General features: G+C 54.4%; 14 protein-coding genes and 1 pseudogene. 12 read left to right on the top strand and 3 right to left on the bottom strand.

The genetic code is table 11. The features are described 5' to 3' along the window. Positions 1 to 22 precede the first annotated feature (22 nt). Both ansP and PGS10_RS02300 read right to left on the bottom strand, forming a co-directional pair. Complete coding sequence (ansP, locus tag PGS10_RS02305; RefSeq protein WP_045382500.1) at positions 23 to 1,480, bottom strand: L-asparagine permease; 1,458 nt, start codon at positions 1,478 to 1,480, stop codon at positions 23 to 25. A 187-nt stretch (positions 1,481 to 1,667) separates the two neighbouring features. Further along, on the bottom strand, positions 1,668 to 2,555 hold the full coding sequence (locus PGS10_RS02300) for a LysR family transcriptional regulator (protein WP_047048727.1): 888 nt from the start codon (positions 2,553 to 2,555) through the stop codon (positions 1,668 to 1,670). A 205-nt stretch (positions 2,556 to 2,760) separates the two neighbouring features. Here PGS10_RS02300 and PGS10_RS02295 point away from each other — a divergent pair, with 205 nt between their 5' ends. From PGS10_RS02295 to PGS10_RS02240, 12 genes and pseudogenes are all read left to right on the top strand, one after another. Then, positions 2,761 to 3,762 (top strand): MsnO8 family LLM class oxidoreductase, encoded by a 1,002-nt coding sequence (locus PGS10_RS02295; RefSeq protein ID WP_315710635.1) that lies wholly within the window; start codon positions 2,761 to 2,763, stop codon positions 3,760 to 3,762. Further along, positions 3,759 to 4,880 (top strand): M20 peptidase aminoacylase family protein, encoded by a 1,122-nt coding sequence (locus tag PGS10_RS02290; protein ID WP_315710634.1) that lies wholly within the window; start codon positions 3,759 to 3,761, stop codon positions 4,878 to 4,880. The genes PGS10_RS02295 and PGS10_RS02290 overlap by 4 nt, the downstream gene beginning before the upstream one ends. 24 nt (positions 4,881 to 4,904) lie before the next feature. Next, a pseudogene (locus PGS10_RS02285) lies at positions 4,905 to 7,168 on the top strand (NtaA/DmoA family FMN-dependent monooxygenase). Positions 7,169 to 7,179: 11 nt separating this feature from the next. Next, positions 7,180 to 7,689, top strand: a complete 510-nt coding sequence (locus PGS10_RS02280) for a GNAT family N-acetyltransferase (RefSeq protein ID WP_045394059.1) — start codon at positions 7,180 to 7,182, stop codon at positions 7,687 to 7,689. A 9-nt stretch (positions 7,690 to 7,698) separates the two neighbouring features. Continuing rightward, complete coding sequence (locus PGS10_RS02275; RefSeq protein ID WP_315710632.1) at positions 7,699 to 8,619, top strand: amino acid ABC transporter permease; 921 nt, start codon at positions 7,699 to 7,701, stop codon at positions 8,617 to 8,619. After that, complete coding sequence (locus PGS10_RS02270) at positions 8,603 to 9,379, top strand: amino acid ABC transporter ATP-binding protein (RefSeq protein WP_315710630.1); 777 nt, start codon at positions 8,603 to 8,605, stop codon at positions 9,377 to 9,379. Before PGS10_RS02275 ends, PGS10_RS02270 begins: the two co-directional genes overlap by 17 nt. Positions 9,380 to 9,399: 20 nt before the next feature. Then, positions 9,400 to 10,269: a transporter substrate-binding domain-containing protein gene (locus PGS10_RS02265; RefSeq protein ID WP_316422432.1), complete on the top strand. Its 870-nt coding sequence runs from the start codon at positions 9,400 to 9,402 to the stop codon at positions 10,267 to 10,269. Between the two features lie 74 nt (positions 10,270 to 10,343). Further along, positions 10,344 to 11,042: a YoaK family protein gene (locus PGS10_RS02260; protein WP_045394070.1), complete on the top strand. Its 699-nt coding sequence runs from the start codon at positions 10,344 to 10,346 to the stop codon at positions 11,040 to 11,042. Positions 11,043 to 11,077: 35 nt separating this feature from the next. Continuing rightward, positions 11,078 to 11,695 carry a glutathione S-transferase family protein gene (locus PGS10_RS02255; protein WP_289577736.1) on the top strand — a complete coding sequence of 206 codons (618 nt, stop codon included), beginning with the start codon at positions 11,078 to 11,080 and terminating at the stop codon, positions 11,693 to 11,695. Between the two features lie 68 nt (positions 11,696 to 11,763). Further along, entirely contained in the window at positions 11,764 to 11,991 is a 228-nt protein-coding gene (gene pptA, locus PGS10_RS02250) for a tautomerase PptA (protein WP_047048700.1), read from the top strand. A gap of 345 nt (positions 11,992 to 12,336) precedes the next feature. Next, positions 12,337 to 12,771, top strand: coding sequence for a winged helix-turn-helix domain-containing protein (locus tag PGS10_RS02245; protein WP_045394078.1), 435 nt, complete (start codon positions 12,337 to 12,339; stop codon positions 12,769 to 12,771). A 62-nt stretch (positions 12,772 to 12,833) separates the two neighbouring features. Then, positions 12,834 to 13,433 carry a helix-turn-helix transcriptional regulator gene (locus tag PGS10_RS02240; protein ID WP_316422352.1) on the top strand — a complete coding sequence of 200 codons (600 nt, stop codon included), beginning with the start codon at positions 12,834 to 12,836 and terminating at the stop codon, positions 13,431 to 13,433. A 51-nt stretch (positions 13,434 to 13,484) separates the two neighbouring features. Here PGS10_RS02240 and PGS10_RS02235 read toward each other — a convergent pair whose 3' ends face one another. After that, the gene (locus PGS10_RS02235; protein ID WP_047048694.1) at positions 13,485 to 15,089 is read right to left on the bottom strand and encodes a carbohydrate porin; all 1,605 of its coding nucleotides are present in this window, start codon (positions 15,087 to 15,089) and stop codon (positions 13,485 to 13,487) included. Positions 15,090 to 15,127: the final 38 nt, after the last annotated feature.

Here is a 15,127-nt window from a genome sequence, read left to right as displayed (position 1 = left end):
GCAAACCGTTATGGAAAAGCGCTTAGCGTTTTTCAACGCCCGGCGCCGTGCTGTGAACATCAGCCACGCGTTTACGTACGCCGAACCAGCCTGCGACCAGCAGCACCGCCAGCAGCGGAATGGACCCGATGGTATAGGTGCCGTTCGGGTAGTCAAATGCCATCAACACCAGTACGCTCAGCAAGAACAGCAGCGTTAGCCATGAAGTAAATGGCGCGCCCGGCATTTTGAAGCTCACATCCGCCGCTTTGCCTTCCTTGATAGCCTTACGCAGACGCATCTGGCAGATCACGATAAAGCCCCATGAAGCGATAATCCCCAGGGATGCGACGTTAAGCACGATCTCAAATACCTGCGACGGCACCAGATAGTTGAGGAAAACCCCCACCACGTAGACTGCCAGCGTCGCGAGGATCCCGGCGTAAGGGACGTGATGGCGGCTCATCTTCGACATAAACTTCGGCGCTGAACCTCCCATCGACATCGAACGCAGAATTCGCCCGGTGCAGTACAGGCCTGAGTTCAGGCTGGAGAGGGCGGCCGTTAATACCACGATGTTCATCACGCTACCGATGTATGGTACGCCGAGCTTCGAGAAGAAGGTGACGAACGGGCTTTGCCCTGCCTGATAGGCGTTCCACGGCAGCAGCAGCACCAATAGCACGACGGAACCGACGTAGAACAGGCCGATACGCCAGATCACGCTGTTAATCGCTTTCGGTACCATGGTTTCCGGGTCTTTGCATTCGCCCGCCGCGGTACCCACCAGCTCGATGGAAGCGAAGGCGAAGACTACGCCCTGAACTAGCACCAGTGCCGGCAACAGACCGTGGGGGAAGAAACCGCCGTTGTCGGTAATCAGATGGAAGCCGGTGGCATTGCCATCGAGCGGTTTTCCGGTACCGAGGAAAATCGTGCCGACTACCAGGAATGCGACAATAGCCAGTACTTTTACCAACGCGAACCAGAACTCCATCTCAGCGAACCATTTCACACCGATCATATTCATGGTGCCGACGATCGCCAGCGCGCCAAGAGCGAAGACCCACTGCGGAACATCGCCGAAAGCGCCCCAATAATGCATATACAAGGCGACGGCGGTGATATCAACGATACCGGTCATTGCCCAGTTAACGAAATACATCCAGCCGGCGACGTAGGCGGCTTTTTCACCGAGGAATTCACGAGCATAAGAGACGAAACTACCGCTGGAGGGGCGATGGAGAACCAGTTCGCCGAGGGCGCGAAGGATGAAGAAGGAGAAGATACCGCAAACCAGATAAACCAGCGCCAGCGCCGGGCCCGCCATTTGTAAACGCGCCCCGGCGCCGAGGAACAGACCGGTACCGATGGCGCCGCCAATAGCGATCATCTGTACCTGACGGTTGCCCATTGCTTTGTGGTAACCCGATTCGTGCGAGTTGAGCCAGTGGCGTTTCGCGGCATGATGTTCCGCCGCGTCAGTGTGTTTGTTATTCATTGATGTACCCATTTTCCTGTCAATGTCCATGAGTGGTTGTCGTATCGCGCAGCGGCGATACATCGTGCTGGCTTTCTCACCATTCTGTCGTAGAGATAAACCATACACGGCGCTGCATCCTACACGTAACGTGATAGTGACGCACGTAAAACATTTCGCTACAGCACTTACTTAAATATCAATGAGTTCAATGACGCAACGCGTCGACGAGTAGCGCAAACGCAGCGGTGTGCTGCCGGCGACTGGGGTAATACAGATGATAACCAGGGAAGGTAGGCGTCCAGTCTTCGAGAACCTGCACTAATCGACCGGCCGCCAGCGCCTCCTCGACGCAATCATCAGGGACATAGGCCAGGCCGAGACCGGATTCCGCGGCATCAATGCGTTGCGGCAAGCTATTCAGCGTCAGTTGTCCGTCCACATAAACCTGGAAGGTTTTATTATTGTCGCTGAATTCCCAGGCGTAGAGACCGCCGCGGGTCGGTAGCCGTATATTAATACAGCGATGCTGATCCAGTTGATAAGGCGTCTGCGGTGTGCCGTGGCGTTGAAGATAATCAGGCGAGCCCACGACGACCATGCGCATGTCCGGGGCGATGCGCACCGCAATCATGTCCTTTGCCACCTGATCGCCGAGACGTATACCGGCGTCAAAGCGGCCATCGACGATATCGGCCAGGCCGTTATCGACGGTAATTTCGATATTGATATCGGGATAACGCAACATAAATGGCTTCAATGCTGGCCACAAAACCGCGCTGACGGCGTGTTCGCCGGCGTTAAGGCGAATATTACCCGCCGGAAGGTCGCGGTTATCCCGCAAGGCGCTGAGCTCGCGTTCAATTTCCGTGAGATGTGGACGTAAATTCTGGAACAATTTTTCACCCGCGTCGGTGGGGGCGACGCTGCGGGTAGTACGGGTCAGCAGGCGAACATCAAGCCGGGCCTCGAGGTTGCGCATCGCATGGCTCAGCGCAGATTGCGACACCCCAAGTTGGGCGGCGGCGCGGGTGAAACTGCGTTCGCGGGCAACTACCATAAACGACAGGAGATCGTTGAAGTTATCTTTTAGCATCATTATTCCGCATTGATGAATTTAATTCATGGCTGGGAATTGAGTCTAAACCTTGTCCGGCAGATCCGCCACGAAGAGACCATATTGGACCCGTATCTTATTGCGCATATCTAATTTCCGGCAGAGTACATGTGAATAAATTGTTTCTCAGTACGCGCTGCAGATTCTAATAATGCAGGCATGTTAATTAAAACGAGCCTGCGAAATGTCTTATCGAATCAGTATCCTGGATAAAAGTCCTCTTGCTCCTGGCGAAACTGCTGCTCAGGCGCTGGCGCGTACGTTAACGCTTGCGCAACAGGCAGAACGCTGGGGATATCATCGTTTCTGGATTGCCGAGCATCACAACGCGGAACAGCTGGCGAGCCCGTCGCCGGAGCTATTGATTGCCTGGATCCTCGGGCAAACCCGGCAGATCCGCGTCGGCTCCGGCGGCGTGATGCTGCAGCACTATAGCCCTTACAAAGTCGCCGAAAACTTTAATTTGCTCGCCAGTATTGCACCAGGACGCGTCGATCTCGGCGTTGGCAAGGCGCCAGGCGGTCTGCCGCTTGCCACTCGCGCGCTGCAACAGGGCGTCCATCAGCATGAGAAGGGCAGTTTTGCCGAACAGCTTGCCCAGCTTGATAACTGGCTAACGTTGACCGAAAGCCAGGGCGAGGAGAGCCTGCGCGCGACGCCTATCCCGCCGCGCCGCGCGGACGGTTTCCTGCTCGGCGCCAGCGTCGAGAGCGCCCGCCTGTCGGCCCGTCTGGACTGGAACTTTGTTTTTGCCGCGCATCTCAACGGCGATAAAAACCTGTTGCGGGAAGTGTTAACCAACTGGCGCGAATTGAGCCGCCGGGAGGTCATCGTGGCCGTACAAGTTATCGTTGCGCAAGACGCCGCCAGCGCCGCAGAACTGGCGAAGCAGGTAGAGGTCTGGGGCGTTGAACTGGCAAACGGCCAGCGGGTAACGGTGGGTAGTGAAGCTCAGGCGGCAGCCTTCGCCCGTCAGGCCGGTAGCCCGCCCACGCGGATTGAGCGCCGCGAGTCCTCGCTGTTGTTCGGTACCGCAGAAGAGGTTAAAGCACAACTCGATGCCCTTCAGGCGCAATGGGGCATTGATGAGTTTATTATTGATACCCCTATTGCTGAGGGCGGGGCGCGGCTGGAGTCGCTGGGGCTGTTGGCGCAGGCGCATTCTGGCGTGGAGGTGACGCCATGAATTTCGAACAACAGTTGATAAGCTGGCGGCGCGAACTGCATCAGAACCCGGAACTCTCATTACAGGAAGTAGCAACCACCGCGCGCATTCGCGACTGGTTGCAAAGCGGCGGCCTGCCGTTACTGCCTTACGAGTTAACCACCGGGGCGGTCACGGAGGTGGGCAGCGGCGATAAAATCATCGCGCTCCGCGCGGATATCGACGCGCTACCGATAGAAGAGGCCACCGGGCTGCCGTTCCGCTCGCAAAATCCAGGCGTCATGCATGCCTGCGGTCACGATATACATACCAGCGTGATGCTTGGCGCGGCGTTGTTGTTAAAGGAACGAGAAGCGCAACTGCCGGGGCGGGTACGGATCCTGTTCCAGCCTGCGGAAGAGAGTTTCGGCGGCGCCAAAACGCTGATCCGCGTTGGCGCGCTTGACGGCGTATCGGCCATCTTCGGCATGCACAATGAGCCCAATTTACCCGTGGGCGAATTCGCTACCCGCGGCGGCCCGTTTTATGCCAACGTCGATCGCTTCGTATTCAAAGTGACCGGCAAAGGGGCGCATGCCGCCCGGCCGCATGAAGGTAAAGACGCCATCCTGCTGGCGAGCCAACTGGTGACGCTGCTGCAGAGCGTCGCCAGTCGCGAAGTGAACACCCTGGATTCGGTGGTGCTCAGCGTGACGCGGATCCAGGGGGGGAATACCTGGAACGTTTTGCCGGAAAGCGTGGAGCTCGAAGGGACGCTGCGCACCCACAGTAGCGAGGTGCAGCAGCGGGTTAAGGCGAGAGTCAGCGAAATCGCCGCCGGTTTCGCCAGCGCCTTTGGCGCGCAAATTGATGTCTTCTGGTATGCCGGGCCAACGGCGCTGGTTAACGATGAGCGCTGGGCGGCGTTCGCCAGCGCGGTGGCCGACCGCTTCGGTTATCGCACGCATCACGCCGATTTACATCTGGGCGGCGAAGACTTTGCCGTCTATCTGCAGCATATTCCGGGCGCTTTCGTCAGCATAGGTAGCGCCAGCGAATTTGGCCTGCATCACCCGGCTTTTAATCCGGATGAAAACGTCATTGCCCCAGCCGCGCGCTATTTCGCGGATCTGGCGGAACAGGCATTACACCATATTTAATTTTTGACAGGGCAAGGGGTCACTATGTCTGAAAAACGGCAATTACGTCTGGGGACGATTTTACATGGCGCCTCAGGAAATATGTCCGCCTGGCGTCATCCGGCGGCGTTGGCGGATGCCAGTATTAATTTTGAATTTGTGAAAGAAACGGCGAAAAAAGCCGAGCAGGGGAAACTCGATTTTATTTTTGTCGCCGACGGGTTATATATTAACGAAAAATCCATCCCTCACTTTTTAAATCGTTTTGAGCCGTTAACGGTATTATCAACGCTGGCGGCGGTGACCGATCGTCTGGGGCTGGTCGGTACGCTCTCCACCTCCTATAGCGAACCGTTCACGACCGCGCGACAGTTCGCCAGTCTTGACCATTTAAGCCACGGGCGCGCTGGCTGGAACGTGGTGACGTCGCCGCTGGAAGGCTCGGCGAAAAACTTCTCCCGCGCCCAGCATCCCGATCATGCGCTGCGCTATCGTATCGCCGACGAATATCTTCAGGTGGTTAAAGGATTGTGGGATTCCTGGGAAGACGGCGCTTTTGTGCGTAATAAAGAGAGCGGCCAGTTTTTTGATAAAAATAAACTGCATACGCTTAATCATCATGGCGATTTCTTTAAAGTCTCTGGTCCTTTGAATATTGCCCGCACGCCACAGGGACGGCCCATTATATTCCAGGCAGGCGCCTCAGATGACGGCAAAAAATTAGCCGCTCGCCACGCTGATGCCATTTTTACCCACCAGGAGTCATTAGCCGAGGCGCAGGCGTTTTATCAGGATGTCAAAAGCCAACTGGCAGCCTATCAGCGCAGTGCGGATCAACTGCATATTTTCCAGGGCGTCAGCGTAATCGTCGGTGACGACGCGGAGGATGCGGAGCGTCAATACCAGACCACGGCGGCGCTGGTCTCGATCGACGACGCGTTGAATTACCTGGGGCGCTATTTCGAGCATCACGACTTTGCGCAATATCCGCTGGATGAACCCTTCCCGGATATTGGCGACCTTGGGCAAAACAGTTTCCGCAGCACCACCGATGAGATTAAACGCAATGCCCGTGAACGGGGATTAACCCTGCGCCAGGTGGCGCTGGAGGCCGCCAGCCCGCGCCCGCGCTTCTCCGGCACGGCCAGCGATGTCGCCGACGGCCTGCAGCTGTGGTTTGAACAACGCGCCGCCGATGGATTCATTATTCAGGGCGGCACGCCGGAAACCTTCCCGCGTTTCGTTGATGAAGTGGTGCCATTGCTGCAGGCGCGCGGATTGTTCCGCCGCGACTATCCAGGCACCACGCTGCGGGAAAGCCTGGGGCTGGATCTGCCCATTAACCAATTCGAAAAATAATAAAAGAGAACCGCGCTATGCAGAAATCAACGCTATTGCTGGCCTTCGCGTTGGCAATTAGCGCCCCGTCGTGGGCGCAGGACGTCAATATCAACGGCACCGGGGTTAGCCTGGAGGCCAATAAAACTCCGATTCATACGGCAAAAAATCCGCAGGCAATTGCGCTGTTGCCGAAAGATCTGCACCTGGCGGTACCGGGGAAATTTACCGTCGCGGTTGCGGCGCTGAACTCGCCGCCGCTGACGGTGTTTTCGGATGATAACAAAACGTTGCTCGGCAGCGAGGCGGATATTGCGCGTCTGGTGGCTGACAGCCTCGGCCTCGAAGTCAACGTTGTTCCGACCTCGTGGGAAGACTGGCCGCTCGGCGTCGCCTCCGGCAAATATGATGCCGCGATCAGCAATATTACCGTCACCAAAGAGCGCAAAGAGAAGTTCGATTTCGCCACTTATCGTAAAGATTCGCTGGGTTTTTACGTTAAAAGCACCAGCCCACTGAACAAGATCGACAAAGCGGAAGATATTGCCGGGCTGAAGATTATCGTCGGCTCCGGCACCAATCAGGAGGCAATCTTACTCGCATGGAATGCGGAAAACGTTAAGCGCGGGCTTAAACCGTTTATACCGGTCTATACCAAAGACGACGCCGCGCAGACGCTGGCTTTGCAAACGGGCCGCGCCGACGCATTCTTCGGCCCTAACGTCATAGGCGCCTGGAAAGCGGCCCTTACTGGCAAAACCAAGCTGGTGGGCAGCGTGGACGGCGGGTGGCCGAAGGCGGCGCATATCGCGGTGACGCTGAAGAAAGGCAGCGGGCTGGTTAATGCCGTACAGGCGGCGCTCAACGGCGCTATCGCCAGCGGTGACTATGCCAAAGTGCTCAACCGCTGGGGCGAGGGAGTGGAGAGTATCCCACAATCGGAAATCAACCCCGCCGGGCTGGGCGATTAACAGGAGGCGCTATGAGCGAAGCATTTCGTGATATTTCTCCGGACGCGCCGGAATTACAGCCGATTATTAGCGGCCTGTTTGCCGAGTACGCCGCTCGTTACGGCGACTATTTTTCTCGTGATGCGGAAGTGGAATTAACCGAATGGTATCTGCCGCCGCAGGGGCTGTTTATTGTGCTGGAGCGTGACGGCGAAATCATCGCCACCGGCGCCTACAAACCGAAAGACACGCACACCGCGGAAATTAAGCGGATCTGGACGCATCGTCGGCTGCGTCAACAGGGGCTGGCCGCCAGGGTTGTACAAGAACTGGAGCGTCGGGCGGTGCTGGCAGGTTATAGCCATATTTTTCTCACCACCGGTTTTCGTCAGCCGGAAGCGGTAAAGCTCTATTTAAGCCAGGGGTATGAGGCGCAGTTTGACCTCGCTCGCGACCCGGAAGAGTACAGCCGGCCGCCCTATGATGGCCGGTTGCGGTTCAGTAAAGCGCTGGCGGTTAGCGCCCTCAGCCACAGCGCTTAAGGAGGCACTATGCAATCATCTGAAACGATCAAAGTGGTTCCGGCTCGCTACCCGCTGCGCGTCGCCGGGGCGGTATTGGCGCTACTGGTGCTGGCGGTCGTCGTGCAGTCGGTCGCGTTCAATCCGCGCTGGGAGTGGGGGGTATTCGCCCACTGGTTCTTCGACCCGGTGATCCTCGAGGGGTTGGGGCAAACGCTGCTGCTCACGCTACTTGGCACCCTTTTAAGCGTTATCTTCGGCGGCCTGTTGGCGCTGGCCCGCCTGTCGTCGTCATGGCTGCTCAGCAGCCTGGCATGGGGGTATATCTGGCTGTTCCGTTCGCTGCCGCTAATCGTGGTGTTGATCATTCTGTATAACTTCTCATATCTGTACGACAGCTTATCGCTGGGGATCCCTTTCACCGGCGTAACCTGGGCGAGCTATCAGACTATCAATGTACTGGGGCAGTTCTCCACGGCAGTAGTTGGCCTGACGCTGGTGCAGAGCGCCTATACCGCTGAAATTATCCGCGGAGGCTTTTTGGGCGTGGATCACGGGCAGTATGAGGCCGCCGCCGCGCTGGGACTCCCCGCCTGGCGACGCACGCTGCGGATCATCTTGCCGCAAGCGCTGCGCACCATTCTGCCGGCAGGGTTTAATGAAATCATCAGCCTGGCAAAAGGGACGGCGATGGTTTACGTACTGGCGATGCCGGAATTGTTCTACACCATTCAGATGATTTATAACCGCACCCAGGAAGTGATCCCGCTGCTGATGGTGGGCGCCGCGTGGTACCTGGTGATTACCAGCGTGCTCTCCGCAATTCAGTACCTGGTCGAACGCGCGCTGGCGCGCAGCGAACGCCGCTCGGCGGTGAACAGCGTGCGTAATAATCGCCTGACCCAACCGGTTCGTCAGCCGCAGGAGGCCGTCCATGCTCAACTCTCGTAATGGTCATATTTCGATAACCGGGGTCAGTAAATACTTTGGCCGTCATAAAGCGCTGGATGATGTTTCGCTGGAGATAGCGCCGGGAACGGTGACGGTGATCCTCGGGCCGTCCGGTTCGGGAAAATCGACATTGCTGCGCACAATTAACCATCTTGAACGGGTCGATGAAGGGTTTATCCAGATTGATGGCGACTATATCGGCTATCGCCGTAAAGGCGACAAGCTGTACGAGCTGAAAGAAAAAGAGATCCTTCGCCAGCGGGTCAACGTGGGATACGTATTTCAGAACTTCAATTTGTTTCCGCATCTGACGGTGCTGGAGAATTTAGTTGAAGCGCCGATTGCCCACAAACGGGCCAGTCGAAAGGAGGCCATCGCTCGTGCTTATGAATTGTTGGACATTGTCGGTTTGCGCAACAAAGCCGATGCCTGGTCGCGGCATCTTTCCGGCGGCCAGCAGCAGCGCATCGCCATCGCCCGCGCGCTGGCGCTCAATCCGCGCGTGATCTTGTTTGATGAACCCACTTCCGCGCTGGATCCGGAACTGGTTGGCGAAGTGCTTGATGTTATCAAGAAACTTGCCCGCTCCGGGACGACGCTTGTGGTGGTAACACACGAAATCGGCTTTGCACGCGAGGTTGCCGACCAGGTGGTGTTTATGGTCGATGGCAAAATCGTTGAACAGGGCAGCAGCGATGAAGTGTTAAATCATCCGCAACACCAGCGTACCCGGCAATTTTTATCACGGGTGCTGGCATGAGGAAATTAGCTGCAGCCCTCATGCTGCTCCTGAGCATCGGCGAGGCGCGCGCCGAACTCGATTTGCGCGCCAATGAACGGCCATTGCCGGTGACGCGAGATGATAACGCGATTAGCAAAATTCCTCCGGACTATCGTTTTGTGGAGCCCGGTGTGCTGACGGTGGCGATTTCGGCATTAAATTCGCCGCCGCTGGCGCTGCTGGCCAGCGACAACCGCACGCGTATCGGCAGCGACCCGGACATCGCCCGTTTACTGGCGGGTAGCCTTGGTCTGAAACTGAAGCTGGTGCCAACGGCCTGGGAGGACTGGCCTTTGGGGATCGCGTCAGGGCGTTACGATGTGGCGTTGATTAACATCGCTGTGACCGAGAAGCGCAAAGAGAAGTTCGATTTCGCCACCTACCGCGTAGACTCGCTGGCCTTTTCGGTGAAATCAACCAGTGACATTTCGCGGATCTCAAATGCGCAGGATCTCTCAGGACGTAAAGTCATTGTCGGTTCTGGTACCAACCAGGAGCGGATCCTGCTGGGATGGAATGCGGAAAACGAAGCCGCGGGACGGCAACCGGCGTTACCGGTTTATCTTACCGACGATGCCTCCGGCAATCTTTATATTCAGTCGGGAAGGGCGGACGTCTTTTTTGGTCCGCAGTCGGTGGCCTCTTATAAGGCTGCATTAAACGGAAAAACCAAAGTTGTCGGGCTCGGTCCCAAAAAAGCCTGGGTGGCCACCACCACTAAAAAAGGCAATGGGCTGGTATACGCGCTGCAGGCGGCGCTGAATGGCGCGATCGCGCGTGGCGAGTATCAGCAGGTTCTCGCGCGCTGGGGGGAACAGGGGGAGGTAGTCAGGCAATCGGAGGTCAATCCACCGGGGATAACATATTGATGCTGTGATTATTAATAGCCAGGGATTGCTATACTCATGGCTACATCGTGTGTCTTATTAATGGATTAATCTCTGTGGCCGAAAACCAACTCTTACTGGAGCAACGCTGGCAGCACCATCGTGAGCCCGCGTTGCTCGCCGCTTCCGGCGGCGCTATCGACACTATCAGCTTCATCACCTTGTTTGGCCTGTTTACCGCCCACGTCACGGGAAACCTGGTGGTGGCCGGGGCAGCCCTGGCCACCAACAGCGAAGGTATTTTATCGAAACTGCTCGCCATTCCTGTTTTTATGCTGGCGGTGGCGATCGTCACGCTGGTTATCAAAAGTCGAAAAACCATTACGCCACGCTTTCTTGGCAGCTTGTTCGTCGTTGAGATTCTGCTGTTACTACTTTTCGGCCTGTTGGGGCTGCTGTGGCAGCCCTTTGTCGGCGCGGATAGCGCGACCGCGTTAATCACCGGCATGGCAGGCGTAATGGCGATGGGGGTGAGGAACGCCACCACCCGATTATTATTACCCACCACCAGCCCGAGTACGATGATGACCGGTAACGTCACGCAGTTAACCATCGATGTGGTTAACTGGTGCCAGGCGCCCAACCGCGAGAATAGAGAAAAAATCAAAAAATCGGGGGCTTCGGTGCTCGGTTTTCTGCTGGGAGCAGGGCTTGGGGCGCTGGGCTACATCCTGACGGGTTTCTACTCGGTGCTTATTCCGGTGGCACTGGTAGCCATCGTCGCCTGGCGCGAATTCAGCGCCGCGCGGAATTAGTGCTACGCTAAAAGTTTTCTGCCTGGGAACTGACGATCATGAAATTGTATGGTGTGCCGGGGTGGGGCTCGGCAATAAGCGAGATGATGTTGACCTTGGCCAACATCCCTTATCAATTTATCAATGTCGATGGCTTTGACCAGCCAGGCGCGCAGCGAGAGAAACTACTGGCGATCAACCCGCTGTGTCAGGTGCCTACCCTGCAACTGGCGGATGGCAGCGTGATGACGGAAACAGCGGCGATCGCGCTGATGATCCTCGACGAGCGCCCGGATCTGGCGCCGCCAGCCGGTACGCCACAGCGCCAGCAGTTTCAACGTTTGCTGATCTGGCTGGTGGCTAACGTTTATCCGACCTTCACCTATGCCGACTATCCCGAACGCTGGACAGCCTCAGCGCCTGACGAACTGCGTGAGAGCTGTCAGCAATACCGCAAATCACTCTATCTCTGGCTGGAACAGCAGCTGGCTGCCGGGCCTTACGCATCAGGCGGGAATATCACGCTGTTGGATTGCTATATTGCCGCGATGTACAGCTGGGGGCCCCGGCGCGAGTGGTTTGCCGCGCATACGCCAAAGTTTGCCGCTGTGGCTCAGGCGGTTTATCGCCGTGCGGAGCTGCAGCAGGTACTGCGTGACAATAATCTTCTCTAAGGCACAAATCGTGATTTGAGTTAGGGAATCTGTGATAGTTTTAAAATCCCAATAATAAGGAGCCTGCTATGCCACATGTCGATATCAAATGTTTTCCCCGTGAACTGAGCGAAGAGCAAAAAAGCGCGCTGGCTGCGGAAATCACTGAGGTTCTGATCCGTCATCTCAGCACCAAAGATAGCTCAGTTAGCGTTGCCCTTAATCAGGTACAGCAGAGCGACTGGCAGCGGGTGTGGGATGATGAGATCGCGCCGCAGATGGATTCTTTGATTAAGAAACCGGGCTACCGAATGTAAAGGACGGGCCGCTTTTCATCGCGCCAATTAGACTACTATCGACCAAGGTCAATTTTACTTGAGCGAAAGATATGCCGCTTTATTGATTTAGATCAATAAAAGTGGCTTTTTTTTGATTTCCATACCTTTCATTAATTTACCTTTTGTAAAGGAAACGGCCATTTAAGAATAATCCTAATCAACATAAATAACTGATAATATTAAGTTATAAGGTCATTTACGCTTTGTATGTATTTAAATGTAGTTTTATGTTTTGATTATTATGCATATCAAAATTGTTTAGGCGATTGCTCATTTGCCATGTAACCTGCCTTTGAAATGATGATTTTTATCATGGAGAGATGAATGATAATAGGTAGTGCGTTACTTGGTTACCAATTAGAGGATGATTTTTTTTACTTCTTGAAGTACCGGGAAATAGCTACTGTAAGTGGTAATAGAAAAAACATCCGTCTACGAAAAACGATGGCCTGTCTAATTGAATATTTATTTGAACATGGCCTTGAAAGAATTGTTAGTGATGAAGAGTTGATGGTGCATGTCTGGGAGAAAAATGATTTAAGGCCTTCATCACAACGTTTATGGCAAGTGATGCAAAATTTACGTCGACTCCTCAAGGATGTCGGCATTGAGCAAGAAATTATATTACGCGTCAAGACTCAGGGTTATTATATCAACAGTCACTACGTTACAACTGTTTATTCTGTGAAAAGTGATAAACCGTTCTGCCAGAATGATGGCGCTATCATACAGTTACGTGGAATATCCGACGTAAGTTAACAGCCGAGTAGGATTTTCTATATTCAAGGTGCGCCTGTCGTTCTTATGCCAGGGTTATAAAATTGAAGGTTATAATTAATAGCAAGGATATCTGGTTTCGACTGGGTGTAGAATATTGTCTACAACAGATATCTTCTGAGTGTCATGAGCCCGCTTACGTTGAATTGGCTTACACTAACCATTCTATACAGCAAGCGGATCTTATTATTTTGCCGCTACATGGCTATCAAGATTACAAGCATCTCTATGCGTTATCTCAATTGTTTGAGGGCATTATTTTGGGAGTAAGCACGTCCAGAAGTAGTCGCCCTGGACGGTTGATTTATCGGGGGAATATATTGTGGGTGAGTAGTCGCGAATCGACAGCCAATATTCAAAAGTTGTTGTTGGACATTAAGCATCGGCAGTTATATGACCATGGCGGTCAGCCGGACTTTAGTCTAATAAAGGCAAAGGGGGGAGCCCCGCTCAGTGAAAGAGAGATGATGATTATCGATCATGTCGTAGCCGGCATGTCGGTGAACGCCGTTGCCAGAGTGCTGGGTCTGCGGGTAAAAACCATTTATGCGCATTTAGACAAGATTAAAGCTAACTTCAACCTTAAAGGCGGCAGTCATCTTCATCGCTTTATGATAAGCCCGCTGTCTTATCACTTATTGTAAAAGATGGTCATCCGGGAATGACGGCAGGGTTGCCGTCATTTTGTACCCTATTTAAAACCAGATTTCTGTCTGTACGCCAAAATTCCAGTTGCCGCCGGCGGTAAAACCAGAACTACCAAAATCATCGTTAATGGCGTAATGATCCAGAGCTTTGTCCCAGTTCATCCATGTTGCGAAGAAGCGGATCTCCGGGCGAGCTTTAATATCGAAAATGTCGCCGACTTTAAACGTTGGTGCGAAGGTAAGCTTGTAAAAATCGCCGCTGACGGCCTGATACTGATAAACATTGTCGTTATAGCGATAGGTTCGGCCATTAGGATTCAAATCCATATATTGCCAGGAGGCTTCATATAGCAGGGCAAAGTTGCGGGTGATCCCTTGGGAAAGACGCAGGTTAAAAGTAGCCCAGTCGTAGCGGTCGCCGTCACGATAACGGTTTTCGCTGTGTTGCGCGATGACCGATGGCGCCAATTGCCAGTTTTTCCCTAGCGGCAAAATACCGTAAGAAGCAAAACGCAGGGATTTAGCATTCCCGGTAAGATCGCCGTCGCTGCCCGGCTGGCGAGCTTCTGCGCCTAAACCGCCACCGTACTGCAGGGCGCTTTCTGAGATGCCAGGCGCAAGGCCGTAGAACTGCTGTTTGTCGTGATAAGCTAACATCGCGTAATAGCCATTTTTGGCGGTATTGTCGCTACGTAGCGCATAACTGCCGGTCGTTGAGGTGTTGTCTTTTAGTGTGTCATTACCCTGCGCGGTCATTACCGTGGTCATTAACTGCCAGTTTCGCCAGAAATGATTGGCGGTAAACATCAGATTCTGAATATCGTTATCTTCATAGTTATCGCTACCTAAATCGCCAAAGTTGCGGGCGTAGACTGAATAATCGCCCCGAAGCTGTTGACTCCAACGCACATCATTGATTCCGCCGCCGGTACCGCCGAGGAACATAATATCGCTATCGGTAAAGTGAATATCGAAGTTATCCCGATCAAAGCGTTTTCCGGCCCAAATCGACGCCTGGTTAAATGGACCGCTAAAATCAGCGAAGCTACCCATCTCGACATACAGTTGGCGTACGTTAAGGTGGTGGCTATTATTATCCTGCACCCACGGATCCGGGTTGGTGGCGCCATCGGCAAGCATTGTTTTGAAATGTGCCCATGAACCGTCGCTAAAGGTCATTTTTTTGCCAAAGCTCAGTTCAACATAGTTATCTTTCTCATTGCCAAGACGACCCACGTGGGCGTCGCCGTTAAGCGAACTGGCCGGTGAAATACCGGGTCCGCCGCGCGCGCCTTTACCATGGCTGTTCACCAGCATTCCGGAACGGGCGTAGGCATTAAATTCAAAACCGTTATCGTCGGTGGATTTGGCCAATTGACGACTGAGCTGCTGCTGTTTTTGTTCGCCGGCATCAGTGCGCTTACTTAGGGTTTGTATCTGTTTTTCGGCATTGCTGGCGCGTTGTTCCGCGACGGAGGTTCGCTGTTCGGCCTGCTGCGCACGGCGGTTTGCTTCGGCTGCCTGGTGTTCCGCATGTTTCAGTCTGGCCTCAAGTTGGGCCAGCCGCTGCTCGATAGTGAGCGGCGCGGCCAACGCGTCGGAGGCCGAAAAAAGGGCGCAGCAAACTGCTGCGCAAATCAAAGAGAGACGCATACTTATCCTTGTCAGTTTCAGAGGTAATAAAAGAGGGG

Source organism: Klebsiella sp. 141153 (assembly GCF_032601995.1).
Taxonomy (GTDB): Bacteria; Pseudomonadota; Gammaproteobacteria; order Enterobacterales; family Enterobacteriaceae; genus Klebsiella; species Klebsiella aerogenes.
This window is presented reverse-complemented; position numbering and strand designations above follow the sequence as displayed.

Coding starts and splice junctions, on each gene's coding strand:
- pptA (WP_047048700.1), top strand. CDS start 11,764: ATGCCACATGTCGATATCAAATGTTTTCCCCGTGAACTGAGCGAAGAG.
- PGS10_RS02245 (WP_045394078.1), top strand. CDS start 12,337: ATGATAATAGGTAGTGCGTTACTTGGTTACCAATTAGAGGATGATTTT.
- ansP (WP_045382500.1), bottom strand. CDS start 1,480: ATGAATAACAAACACACTGACGCGGCGGAACATCATGCCGCGAAACGC.
- PGS10_RS02280 (WP_045394059.1), top strand. CDS start 7,180: ATGAGCGAAGCATTTCGTGATATTTCTCCGGACGCGCCGGAATTACAG.
- PGS10_RS02275 (WP_315710632.1), top strand. CDS start 7,699: ATGCAATCATCTGAAACGATCAAAGTGGTTCCGGCTCGCTACCCGCTG.
- PGS10_RS02295 (WP_315710635.1), top strand. CDS start 2,761: ATGTCTTATCGAATCAGTATCCTGGATAAAAGTCCTCTTGCTCCTGGC.
- PGS10_RS02265 (WP_316422432.1), top strand. CDS start 9,400: ATGCTGCTCCTGAGCATCGGCGAGGCGCGCGCCGAACTCGATTTGCGC.
- PGS10_RS02270 (WP_315710630.1), top strand. CDS start 8,603: ATGCTCAACTCTCGTAATGGTCATATTTCGATAACCGGGGTCAGTAAA.
- PGS10_RS02300 (WP_047048727.1), bottom strand. CDS start 2,555: ATGCTAAAAGATAACTTCAACGATCTCCTGTCGTTTATGGTAGTTGCC.
- PGS10_RS02290 (WP_315710634.1), top strand. CDS start 3,759: ATGAATTTCGAACAACAGTTGATAAGCTGGCGGCGCGAACTGCATCAG.
- PGS10_RS02235 (WP_047048694.1), bottom strand. CDS start 15,089: ATGCGTCTCTCTTTGATTTGCGCAGCAGTTTGCTGCGCCCTTTTTTCG.